Genomic DNA, 11,696 nt, shown 5'->3' with positions numbered 1-11,696 from the left:
CCAATACGATTTTCTGTCCATGAAAACATTGAGTCGATGCGAGCATGACGCCTGCGCACTGCTTGCGACAGATGCAAAATGCGTTTAGGCTATTTGCATTGACCTCGGAGGGGAGCCTCGGCGATGCCCAGGGCAGAATTGAAGCCAGGTCGGCAAGTCCAAGAGATCGGCGCAGCGATCGTAGGGGCTTGGCTCAAGCTTTTGCCGGCCTCGTCACGTATCTTGTCCATGGATTCAACAAATCCTCTAACAATTACCATTGATCGGCAGATTTTCACCGTAGGTGATACTATAAGACTTCGCCCGGAAGCGGGCCGTGCTATCGGCGACATGAGGGTCCGGACCGCCGCCGCCGGAACAGCGCCACATTCGCAGACACTGACGATGGAAGATCTGAATGGGCAGCCTATAAACTACGGGGATGACCCTCTCGATGGGGGCGACGCGATCCCGGATGCTGCCGCCTATGCGGACCTGAAGCGTGATCTAAAGATGGTGCTGGAAGACATCGTGGAAGCGGGAGTGTCTGTCGAAGTTCACGTGGACGAACCGAACTTGATCAATGTGGTAGTGCCCCAGGTGCCGATGGAGGTCCTGACCCGCGGCGATCTGATCGATTATCTCCATGACTATCACAAATACGCCCAGGGCCGCCACTACCACGACGAGCTCGCCACGGCCGTGCTCTTCGGCTGCAGATAGTTGCCAGTCCCTACTCGGGCAATCCAGCTTCCCGCATGCCGTTGAGCAGCGTGTTGCGGTCTCCGTCCAGCTTGTAAGGTTCCTTGGTGGCGAACCGCAGCCCGGAGAACTCCGGTGTGCCTCGCATAACCAGAGACGTATAGGCCTCCGCCTCCGCACTTCGCCCAAGCAGAGCGTTTGAGGCAGCCAGATAGACCATAACCCAGGTCGGCATGGTGGACGAGCGGCCCAGATCGACGACTGCCTTATCCGGACGGTGGGCAATGAAATGGGCAAGACCCCGGAACGGCCAATACCATGAAGGCTCGTACAGGGGATCGAGCACTCGCGCCCGTTCGAACCAGCCCAAGGCACTTTCGGGCTCGCCGGCAAATGTTTGATAAGTCCCTTGGTAGGAGACCTGCTCGGGATCGTGCGGATTGAGTTCGAGCGCGCGCGTGTATAGCTGAGATGCGACGTCGAAATCACGACGGTGGAGGAGCACCCAGCCCAGTATGTTCAGGCAGACTGGATCGTTGGGGGAAAGTGCCACCGCTTTTTTGGCGATATCATAAGCCTCGGCAAGCACCGCATCCGACGGCCCCATGTCGCGGAACCATTCAAGCTGTTTATAGTGGGCGAGCTTGGCGTAGGCGCGCCCGTAGGATGGATCGAGCTCGATCGCCCGCTGATACCACTGTCGAGCCTCCATTTCGGCCGCGATGTCGCCCAGCGGCAGGGCATTGCCCCGAAGCACGCACTCATAGGCCGCGAGATTGGCAGGTGGTTTACGCCGCGCCTTCTCGGCGCCTGCGGCCGTAAGACGGCCGATAACGGTCCCGACGATCTTTCCGATCAGTTCGTCCTGGACATCGAAGATGTCCTGCTCGTCCCCGTCGTAGCGCTCGGCCCACAAGCACTCACCCGAGGTTGCGTCGACCAACTCGCATGTAATGCGCATTCGCCGGCCCATGCGGCGGATGCCGCCTTCGATGACGAAATCCACGCCGTTATCCGCGACCGGGTCCACGTCTTTGAGCCGCGTCGACGTGTAATGGGACGCAACCGTAAGCTGAGTAAAGCGCGTGAGTTCCGTGACGATGTCTTCGGTGAAGCCGTCACTGAAATAGGGCTGGACGTCGCCCGCGCTCTTGAACGGGCGAACGAGGATGGAGGGCTTGCTCGGACCAGCCAGCTGTGCAGTCGATGCAGGTGGCAGCCCTTTGGGCTTGTGGAACAACGAGTATACGGGAATCGGGCGTGGAATGTTCTTGAGATGCTGTTCGCCGCAATATTCAAACGGAAGATGAATTTTGTCGCGGACTTCGTCGTGCACCTTTCCGGAAAGGCAGATGCCGCCCGGGCTGGCGAACTGTTCCAGGCGCGCGGCTATGTTGACGCTATCTCCAAACACATCGCCATCGGTATCGACAATGATATCACCGAAGTTGATCCCAATCCGGAGAGAGATTTGCTGGCTGGCCTTCCCCGAAGACTGGCCGACAAGCAGTTCCTGGAGTTCCACTGCTGACCGCACGGCTCCAACAGCGCTTGGGAACTCGGCGAGCATCCCGTCTCCGGTCGTTCTCACAACCCGTCCCCGGTGCTGCGTGATCCTAGGCTCTACTTCGTCCTGCATGAGATGCTTGACGAGCGCGAAGGTGCGCTCCTCGTCCCGGGCCATCAGCGAAGAGTAACCGACCACGTCCGCAGCCAGGATAGCCGTCAGACGTCGCTGAAGATTGCTGTCGCCCGCGTTCATTCTCTTCCTCGGCGGGTCATACTATGCTCGACGTTGGCCTGACGATATCAAGGCGTCTCGCAGGAGTTTGCATCATACCTCAGCGCGTGTCAGCGTGCGAATGAGCAATTGGTGCCGATAGTGTAGAGGATTGAACATGTGAGGGCCGCGCTTGGGTGAAGGATCCATAATGCCGGAGCGGCAGGCGACTGAGGCAGGGGCCGGCCGGGCAAGCCTGTTTTACGGCCCCATCGTGATCACCGATCCCACGCTCGGATGCCCGATCACGGTCGCGGTCGGTCCCGTACGAGGGGCCAGACCTTCTCGTTTTGCGTCAGGGTGGGGCAAGACCACCCGGGAGGCGGCAACCGCTTGCGGGTATGAGGCCGATGAAACTTATTTCGCCCAGATGATCCCTCATGAGCGACTCTCACGCGCCCGCGTCGGCGAATTGCGCGGGCGCGTGATCGAGCCGCCTGCACTCACACTTTTCAGTGATGCGCAGTATTGCGAGCGGCTGCATTGGAACAAAAACGTCGATGATAGCCGCGCGGTCCCGATCCGCTGGCGCAGGTCGCAGCCGCTGGACTGGATCCGAAGCGATCCGCGCTTCAGCACGAGCGCGGCCTGGCTGCCTGCGGGATTGTGCTTTCTCGGGTATCCCAACAACGAGTCATCAGGTCTGCCCCCGGCGGACTCCAATGGTCTCGCGAGGGGATCGAGCATAGAGGACGCGGTCGTGCGCGGCTTCTGCGAAATCGTGGAGCGCGATGCAACAGCCATATGGTGGTACAATCGGCTGGTTCTGCCTCGGATAGACCTGACTTCGCTGTCGGATGGACTGGCGTCCCAATACTCCGATTGGCTGCAGACGCAGTACCGCGAATTGCGGCTTCTGCTCCTGACGCTTGACCTGCCCATCCCCATTGTCGCTGCAATTTCTCATCACGTCGGGGGTGGCGCGATTGCGTTCGGATTCGCGGCCGGACGATCCATGTCGGAGGCGGCCCGGCGCGCGGTGGGGGAACTTGCAGAATGTGAGGCGAACCTTACCCTGCTCAAACGGAACGCCGATAGGTCCGGCACGGCGGCCTTCACCCCCGGCGCGCTGCACCTCTATCGGTGGCACATGGACGAGAACGTTCACCGCCTTCCTCACCTGTCAGGCAATTCAGCAGTTCAGGCCTCGTCAGCCGAGTTGCGACTGGATTGGAACTATTGCCTCGACATCTGCCGCGAGCACGAACTTGAGATTTTTGCGGTCAACCTGACGCACGACGCCGAATCGCCTGTTGCACGAGTGTTTGTACCTGGACTTCGTCCTACCAAGCCCCGGTTGGGCGGCGGCAGGCTCTATGATGTTCCTGTGCGCCTAGGTTTTAAGCCGTCAGTTCCCCAGGCCATCCACGAGGTTCCCTTTCCATTGTGATCCGTTTGGTCGTGGGCATGCCCACCCCGGAGAGCGGGGATAAGAGCTCATCTAACCCGGAGCCGCCACCGAGAATTGGTTCACAAAATTGCTAATCGCGCCGGAGACCAGGCAGGCAGGTGTGCCGTCCCGCCGGAAGCCCAGGCCAGTCAGCAATGGGTCATGAACGCTGTTCTAGGCCAATGTCTTTCGGGAAAAGAAGTCGGCTCTGAGCGGTCCTACGGCTCCGATACAAAGCGACAGATTGTGATCACTAACTATAGAATTGCTACTGGGCTATTCGAAGGAATAGGTGAAGCCTCCTTCGGAGGCTCCGACAGTCACTTTCGTCATCTTCTCGCCCTCGAGCGACCGGTTCAGCACGCCACGGCTCAATTCCGGCAGAAGCGTGTTTGTCAAAATGGCGTCGATCATCCGCCCGCCGGATTCGATTTCGGTGCAGCGGGCCTTGACCAGATCCATGACACCGTCACCGATCACCAGCTCGGCATCGTTGCTTGAACGCAGCCGGCGGGCGATCTTGGCGAACTGATGGCGGGTGATCGCTTCGATCATCGTGTCCGAGAGCGGGTAGTACGGGATGGTTACCACCCGGCCAAGGAAGGCCGCGGGGAAAACCTTCAACAGCGGGCCTCGCAAGGCCGTGTCGAGATCGTCGAGCCCTGCCCGTACCGTGCCGCTGCTGGTCCGGTCCATGATGACTTCGGAGCCAACGTTCGAGGTGAGCAGGATCAGCGTGTTTTTGAAATCGATCCGCCGGCCTTCGCTGTCGTCCATCATTCCCTTGTCGAAGACCTGGAAGAAGATTTCATGCACGTCGGGATGCGCTTTCTCGACCTCGTCAAGCAGGATCACCGAATAGGGCTTGCGCCGGACCGCCTCGGTCAGGATGCCGCCCTTGCCGTAGCCGACATATCCGGGTGGCGCGCCCTTCAAGGTAGAGACCGTGTGCGCCTCCTGGAACTCGGACATATTGATCGAAATGAGGTTCTGCTCGCCGCCATAGAGCGTCTCGGCCAAGGCCAGCGCGGTTTCGGTCTTGCCGACGCCCGAGGGACCGCAGAGCAGAAAAACCCCCACTGGCTTTTCGGGCGCGCCGAGCCCGGCCCGGCTGGTCTGCACGCGCTTTGCAATCATTTCCATGGCGTGATCCTGACCGACCACGCGCTCGGACAGGGTGGCGGCGAGCCGCAGCGCCTTTTCGGTCTGGCTCGACAGCATCCGGCCGGTCGGGATGCCGGTCCAGTCCTGCACCACGGCAGCCACGGCATTGCGGTCGACCGACGGCAAGATCAGCGGCGTCTCGCCCTGCGCTTCTGCGAGTTCGGCCATCAGCTCCCGCAGCCGCGCGAGATCGGCAGCCGGATCGGGTGGAGAAGGATCGGCAGTGGCCTTTGCATCCACATCGGTTTCAGGCGTTTCGATCTCGAGCGTTTCGATCTCGGGCGCATCCGCACTTGCCGTTTCGGCGAGCGCCTGCGGAGTCTCCACTGCATCGAGCGGCACACCCTCGCCGCGCAGCCTGGCGCGCAATTCCAGTATCTCGCCAACCAGCGCCTTTTCCCGATCCCAACGTTCCTGCGCGGCAGTAAGCGTAAGTTCGGTCTCGGCGAGCCCCGTTTCGACCCGACCCTGCCGGTCGGCCACGTCGATGCCGATCGCTGCCTCGCGGCCGATGATGCCGCGCTCGACCTCGAGCGCCTGGCGGCGGCGCATAATGTCCTCCACCTCCGCTGGGGTGGCATGCTGCGAAATGGCGACACGGGCGCAGGCGGTGTCGAGAAGGCTCACGGCCTTGTCGGGCAATTGCCGCGCCGGGATGTAGCGGTGGGACAGGCTGACCGCCGCCTCGATCGCCTCATCGAGAATCTGCACCTTGTGGTGCTGCTCGAGAACACCGGCGACACCGCGCAGCATGAGAACAGCCACCGCTTCCGACGGCTCATCTATCTTGACGACCTGGAAGCGACGGGTAAGTGCCGGATCCTTCTCGATGTGCTGCTTGTACTCGGCCCAGGTCGTTGCTGCGATCGTGCGAAGCTCACCCCGCGCCAGCGCCGGCTTCAGCAGATTGGCCGCATCACCGGTTCCTGCCGCGCCGCCGGCGCCGATCAAGGTGTGAGCTTCGTCGATGAAGAGGATGACCGGCGTTTCGGAGGATTGGACCTCGTCAATGACCGCCTTCAGCCGTTTTTCGAATTCGCCCTTTACGCTTGCGCCCGCCTGCATCAGGCCGACATCGAGCATACGCACACTGACGCCCTGCAGCGTCGGCGGCACGTCGCCCTCGGCGATGCGCAAGGCAAAACCCTCGACGACCGCGGTTTTGCCGACCCCGGCCTCGCCGGTCAGGATCGGGTTGTTTTGCCGGCGTCGCATCAGGATATCGACGATCTGCCTGATCTCCGGATCGCGCCCGACGACAGGATCGATCTTGCCGTCGCGAGCGCGTTGGGTCAGGTCGGTCGCATACTTCGCCAGCGCGGAATCCCCGCTCGGAGACCGCCGCGACGTTTCGGCGGCGGGAACCGCAGTCGAGGCACCAGCTTCGAGTGAACGCTCCGTCACCTCGGCGAAGCGCGCGATGACCGCGTCGGCATCGATCTTGTCGAACTCGCCGCTGATCTTTGACAGCAGGCCTTCCAGCACCGGCGTCCTCAGGCAGGCAAGGAGAATATGCGCGCTGCGGACCTCCTCCACGCTGAACTCCAGAGCCGCCAGGTTCCAGCCTTCCTTGATGGCGTAGAAGATATGATCGGAAAGTTCCTCGATCGAAGTGGCGCCATAAGGCAGCTTGTCGACGGCGCGGGTCATGTCGGCCGATAGCCGGCTCAGATCCACTCCCGCGTCGGCAATTATCAGTTGAACATCAGAGCGCTCGGAAAGCACCAGTTGTTCGATCCAGTGGACGAGCTCGACATAGGGATTGCCGCGCAATTTGGCAGCGGCGCCGGCCGCCTTGAAGGCGCGCAAACAGACAGGATTGAGTTTGGCGACCAGTTCCTTGCGTTTAAAGCTCTGCGACGACCGGCGCTGTTCCATCGAACTTGCTCCTCCAATCTGCCAGTCAATAAACTGCCACATAAGCAGCGACTTGACAAAGAGCGTTATCGACGGGGCGTTTGGGTGTTCGAACCAGTCGACTTCTCCCCTGACAGCAAGGCCGACGTCATCTGCTACAAACAGCCATGGAATGCCACCTCTTTGCGATGCCTTCACGTATAGGGTTCGACAATTGCCCAAGCGATTTCGAGCTCAGGCCCCGCTCTGCAAGCTTCCATTAAGATTGAGCAGCAACTAAATTGTGGTAAAGTGTCGCGGTGTGGTAACGTTGGGTCACGCACGGCCCAGGAGCCGCTCGCTGGGGGATGGTGTGATTGATCTCGCACTCTGGCTGAATCCGCTGGACGGTGAAAATCCGTCAGGGGAGGATTTGCGCAACGATCCAGCCTTTCATGAGCTGGAGCGTCTGACGGAACAGCAGAAAAAGGTCGAGTATCAAGGGAACGCCAAGTTAGAAGTTGCCGTTCCGATCGACTGGTCCACCGTGCTCACCAAGGCCGAAGAGCTGCGTCCACACGGCCGGGACCTGCGCCTCCTCGTGATCGTTGCGCGTGCTCTGGCCAACGAGTATCGGCTTGCCGGGCTGGCTGAGGGCCTGACCCTCATAGCGCAGACCTTCGATCAGCACTGGGCAACCATGCACCCGGCCCTGCGGTCCGGTGCTACGCCGCGCGACGCCGCCCTGCGCCGCATCAATGCGCTGACTGACCTCCAGAACAGTCAGGATGGCCTGCTCAAGGATTTGCGGAAAATGACGTTTTTCGCGCCGCGTGCAATCGGCCCGATCCTCGGCGAGGATCTGGAGAAGGGCGCGCTCGACGAGCGTGTCATGCTTCAGGAAGCGGCCTCGGGAATGAACGCGACCGAGAAGGCGGCTCTGGCGAGCGCGCACAGCCAATTGGTGAACCGGGTGCGCAGCGCATGCGCCGCACAGATCGATCAGGCCGGCGCGGAGATGACGTCGCTCTTTGCCAATGCGCGCGCCGCGATCGCGGCCCTCGAGGCGGTGGAGACCGCACTCAATGCCCGCATCGAGGGCAGCGGCGCCACCGTTCCGGAATTAAAGCGGTTTCTGCAGCGTTTGCTGACGACCCTCGAACGAAACTCGGCCGCCGGCGTCACCGCGAATGGCGCCGCAAAGCCTGTTTCCGCGCCTGCAGAACCAGCAGCGCCTGTTCGAAACGGTAATGGAGCCGATACGATGGCAAGTATGGCAAGTTACGCGGAACCGAGCACGGGGCTCCCTGATCGGATTTCCTCGCGCGACGACGTCGTGAAATGCCTCGACCTCGTCGTCGCCTTCTATGACCGCACCGAACCGTCGAGCCCGATCCCGCACCTCGCCCGCCGCGTGCGCCGGATGGTGCATATGGATTTCGTTGAACTGATGGAAGATCTCGCCCCGTCGGGGCTGAAGGAATTCCGGCTTCTTGCCGGCGTTCCCGATGCCAAGAAGACGGCTCAGAAGGATGAAAGGTAACAAGCCATGCCAGCCGAAAGTAAAGCGAAGGTCATCGAACGAAATCGCGCTCCGCGCGTGCAGATCGCCTATGACGTGGAGACCTACGGCAGCCCGACGACGATCGAACTGCCGTTTGTCATGGGTGTGATGGCCGACCTCTCCGGCGCTTCACAGACCAGGGAAGCGTCGAAATCGGTGCTGGACCGCGCCTTTGTCGAGACCGACGCCAACCGCTTCCCCAAGTTCATGGAGGCACTCGGGCCACGCGTGAAAGCCCGAGTGAAAAATACACTACCCCAGGCTGAAGGCGCCGAACGGGACGAGGAACTGGCGCTTGACCTCACCTTCACCAAAATGGGTGATTTCGCGCCGGACAAGATCGCCGAGCAAGTTCCGCAATTGGCCGAAATCCTCAAGATGCGTCGTCAGCTCGAGGAACTGCTCGGCTTCATGGACGGCCGTGTCGACGCCGAAAAGCGCATCGCGCAACTTCTGAACAACGAGCCGCTTCTCGGCAAGATCGCCAACCAGGCATTATCCGACGACGATAAGGTTCAGGAGTAAATCATGGCCGAACAACAAAAAACCGCAGCTGTCGCCGCTGAGGCGGAAGCCATCGACCTCGGAGAATTCAGCGGGCTCCTCGAGAAGGATTTCAAGGTTAAGAAGGACGACAGCGAGAAGCTGCAGCAACTCGTGCGCAATCTCGCGCTCGCGGCGCAGTCCCGTTCCGACACCACAACCATCTCGTCCAACGCGATCAAGTCGATCAAGTCGCTGATCGCGGGCATAGACAAGATGTTGTCGGAGCAGGTGAACGAGATCCTGCATGCGCCGGAAGTGCGCGAAATGGAAGGCACATGGCGCGGCCTCTGGTATCTCGTCAACAACACCGAGACGGATCAGAAGCTGAAGATCCGGGTGATGAACATTTCCAAGGTTCAGCTTGCCGACACGCTTGAAGACTACGAAGGCCAGATGTGGGATCAAAGTCCGATCTTCAAGAAAGTCTATACGGACGAGTATTCGATGCTGGGTGGCGAGCCGATCGGCTGCCTGATCGGCGCCTACGAATTCTCGAACCATCCGCGCGACGTCGGCCTGTTGCGTAACATCTCGGGCATCTGTGCCTCCGCGCATACGCCGTTCATCGCAGCCGCCGACCCGCGGCTGTTCCGCATGGACAGCTGGCAGGAACTGCCGAACCCGCAGGACCTGCAGATGATCGTCTCGAACCCGGCCTATGCCTCGTGGCAATCGCTGCGCGAGAGCGAGGACGCGCGCTACATCGGCCTGACCATGCCCCGCGTCCTGGCACGACTGCCGTATGGCTCGGAGACCGTTCCGGTGAAGGGCTTCACCTTCGAGGAAGAGGTCCACGGCGACCACAACAAATATGTCTGGATGAACGCCGCCTTCCCGATGGGCGTCAACATCAACCGCAGCCATAAGCTCTACGGTTGGGGCACGCAGATCCGCGGCGTCGAGAATGGCGGCACGGTGCTCAACCTGCCGGTGCACAGCTTCCCGACCGACGACGGGTCGATCGCGATGAAATGTCCGACGGAAGTCGCCATCGACGACCGGCGCGAGGCGGAACTGGCCAAGCTGGGGCTGATGCCCATCCTGCACAGGAAAAACACGGATCTCGCGGCTTTCATCGGTGCGCATTCGCTGCAGGACGACGAGACACGTGCCGGGCGGCTGGTCGATCCCGACGCACAGTCAAATGAACGACTGAGCGCCAACCTGCCCTATCTTTTCCCGGTTTCGCGCTTTGCGCACTACCTCAAGGCCATTGCGCGCGACAAGATCGGGTCGTTCAAGGAACGCTCCGACATGCAGATCTGGTTGACCGAGTGGATCAACCGATACGTGCTGGCCAACCCGGCCTTTGCCGACGACAAGGCGCGCGCCAAGCGCCCGCTTGCTGCTGCTGAGGTCCAGGTCGACAGCGTGGAAGGACGGCCGGGCTACTACAATGCTCGCTTCTATCTGCGTCCGCATTACCAGCTGGAGGGCATCAACGCTTCGCTCCGACTGGTGTCGGAACTCCCGTCCGTAAAGACTTGATTCGCAGCAACCACACCTTGTTCTGTTTGAAAGCGGTGGAGAAAGACAATGCCAGTGAAAATTGATGGTTTTCTAAAGGTTCCGGATATCAAAGGTCCAAGCGTTCGAGACGGCCACGAGGATGAAATCGAAGTGCATGGGGTCGATTACAAGATAATCGCGCCGTACGATCCGAATTCGCTCTCACGCCGCGGTCGTGTGTCCCTGGGCATGATCAAGTTCACCAAGCACTATGACAAGTCCTCGCCGTATCTGAAAAAGGCGCTGTTCGACAACAAGGCGCTGGACGAAGTTGTGTTCTCCGCCCGCCGGACCATCGATGGCGAGACCAGCGACTATCTGGTCGTTACCCTGACCGACGCTTCCATAATGGAATACGACATGCAACAGGCCGAAGATGAAGCGGACCTGATCGAGGAGGAGGTCAGCTTCGCCTACAAGAAGATCAAGTTCGTCTATAACAAGGATGACGAAATCGAAATGGATGTCTATGTCGGCAAGTGAGGTGCGGCGGCCCGGCGCGGACAAGCTACAGGTAACCGGTAGTTCGCGAGCGAAACGCGAAGCGGTCCAGCCCTCTCTTTGGGACCGCCTCGTCAACGACCTGCCGGGCGTGACCTCCGAGATAGACGGGCTGCGCCAGACATTACAGGACGAGCTTGGCGCGGACCGGCTGGATACCCTGCTGGCGGGCAGCGCGCGGCTTATCGATACCGACGCGGAGCTGACGCCCGATCAGAAGCGGCGTCTGCAGCGCCTGGCCTTTCAGACCCAACACCGCGCGGAGATCGAAAGCCGTGGCGTGGTCGTATCCGCCCGCGTCCTCAAGGAGGCCGTGCGGCGCGACATCGAGGCCTTGTTCAACACCGAGCGTTTCGAAGCTGTTCCGCTTCTCTCCGATTTCGAAAGTGAACAGGCCGCAGACAATCCGCCATCATTGGCCGATTTTCCGGAGGTGCGCCGAAGTGTGGTCAACTACGGTGTGCCTTCCTTTTCGGGCCGTTCGTCCCGCGACTTTGATCGCGAGACCCTGGCGCGCGAGATCCGCTCGGTCCTTGCCACGTTCGAGCCCCGTCTCAAGGAAAGCGCAACCAAGGTAACGGTGACCCTCGGCGACAAAAGTGTGGGCCTTAAGATCGAGATAGACGCCGTGCTGATCATGACGCCGACGCCGGAACGCATGCGCCTGCGCACCACGATCAATCTCGACAACGGCCTGGCGCGGACCGAATTTAGGGAAAGCTGAG

General features: G+C 60.7%; 9 protein-coding genes. 7 read left to right on the top strand and 2 right to left on the bottom strand.

Translation table 11 applies throughout. The annotated features are described in order from the left end of the window. Positions 1–123: 123 nt before the first annotated feature. Positions 124–702, top strand: a complete 579-nt coding sequence (locus EN807_RS19180) for a hypothetical protein (RefSeq protein ID WP_135936240.1) — start codon at positions 124–126, stop codon at positions 700–702. Between the two features lie 10 nt (positions 703–712). Here the strand turns inward: EN807_RS19180 and EN807_RS19175 are convergent, their stop codons facing one another. Further along, on the bottom strand, positions 713–2,443 hold the full coding sequence (locus EN807_RS19175; protein ID WP_065006831.1) for an adenylate/guanylate cyclase domain-containing protein: 1,731 nt from the start codon (positions 2,441–2,443) through the stop codon (positions 713–715). 169 nt (positions 2,444–2,612) lie between these two features. On the opposite strand from EN807_RS19175, the gene EN807_RS19170 reads away from it, so the two are divergent. Further along, positions 2,613–3,851: a YcaO-like family protein gene (locus EN807_RS19170; protein ID WP_065006830.1), complete on the top strand. Its 1,239-nt coding sequence runs from the start codon at positions 2,613–2,615 to the stop codon at positions 3,849–3,851. A 276-nt stretch (positions 3,852–4,127) separates the two neighbouring features. Here EN807_RS19170 and tssH read toward each other — a convergent pair whose 3' ends face one another. Continuing rightward, the gene (tssH, locus tag EN807_RS19165; RefSeq protein WP_135936239.1) at positions 4,128–6,893 is read right to left on the bottom strand and encodes a type VI secretion system ATPase TssH; all 2,766 of its coding nucleotides are present in this window, start codon (positions 6,891–6,893) and stop codon (positions 4,128–4,130) included. Positions 6,894–7,224: 331 nt separating this feature from the next. Between tssH and tssA the strand changes: the two genes are divergently transcribed. The 5 genes from tssA to tssE are packed head-to-tail and all read left to right on the top strand — an operon-like array spanning position 7,225 to position 11,695. Next, a complete protein-coding gene (gene tssA, locus EN807_RS19160; protein WP_135936238.1) occupies positions 7,225–8,394 on the top strand; it encodes a type VI secretion system protein TssA in 1,170 nt (389 codons plus the stop codon). Positions 8,395–8,400: 6 nt separating this feature from the next. Further along, positions 8,401–8,940 (top strand): type VI secretion system contractile sheath small subunit, encoded by a 540-nt coding sequence (gene tssB / locus EN807_RS19155; protein ID WP_065006836.1) that lies wholly within the window; start codon positions 8,401–8,403, stop codon positions 8,938–8,940. Positions 8,941–8,943: 3 nt separating this feature from the next. Next, complete coding sequence (tssC, locus tag EN807_RS19150) at positions 8,944–10,449, top strand: type VI secretion system contractile sheath large subunit (protein WP_135936237.1); 1,506 nt, start codon at positions 8,944–8,946, stop codon at positions 10,447–10,449. 48 nt (positions 10,450–10,497) lie between these two features. After that, positions 10,498–10,953, top strand: coding sequence for an Hcp family type VI secretion system effector (locus EN807_RS19145; protein ID WP_065006838.1), 456 nt, complete (start codon positions 10,498–10,500; stop codon positions 10,951–10,953). Beyond that, positions 10,940–11,695, top strand: coding sequence for a type VI secretion system baseplate subunit TssE (gene tssE, locus EN807_RS19140; RefSeq protein WP_135936491.1), 756 nt, complete (start codon positions 10,940–10,942; stop codon positions 11,693–11,695). Before EN807_RS19145 ends, tssE begins: the two co-directional genes overlap by 14 nt. The last annotated feature ends 1 nt before the right edge of the window (position 11,696 follow it).

The organism is Mesorhizobium sp. M5C.F.Ca.ET.164.01.1.1 (assembly GCF_004792125.1).
Classification (GTDB): Bacteria; Pseudomonadota; Alphaproteobacteria; order Rhizobiales; family Rhizobiaceae; genus Mesorhizobium; species Mesorhizobium wenxiniae.
Note: the sequence above shows the minus strand (reverse complement) of the source record. Positions and strands in the feature narration are given on the sequence as shown.

Coding starts and splice junctions, on each gene's coding strand:
- EN807_RS19175 (WP_065006831.1), bottom strand. CDS start 2,443: ATGAACGCGGGCGACAGCAATCTTCAGCGACGTCTGACGGCTATCCTG.
- EN807_RS19145 (WP_065006838.1), top strand. CDS start 10,498: ATGCCAGTGAAAATTGATGGTTTTCTAAAGGTTCCGGATATCAAAGGT.
- tssE (WP_135936491.1), top strand. CDS start 10,940: ATGTCGGCAAGTGAGGTGCGGCGGCCCGGCGCGGACAAGCTACAGGTA.
- tssB (WP_065006836.1), top strand. CDS start 8,401: ATGCCAGCCGAAAGTAAAGCGAAGGTCATCGAACGAAATCGCGCTCCG.
- EN807_RS19180 (WP_135936240.1), top strand. CDS start 124: ATGCCCAGGGCAGAATTGAAGCCAGGTCGGCAAGTCCAAGAGATCGGC.
- tssH (WP_135936239.1), bottom strand. CDS start 6,893: ATGGAACAGCGCCGGTCGTCGCAGAGCTTTAAACGCAAGGAACTGGTC.
- tssC (WP_135936237.1), top strand. CDS start 8,944: ATGGCCGAACAACAAAAAACCGCAGCTGTCGCCGCTGAGGCGGAAGCC.
- EN807_RS19170 (WP_065006830.1), top strand. CDS start 2,613: ATGCCGGAGCGGCAGGCGACTGAGGCAGGGGCCGGCCGGGCAAGCCTG.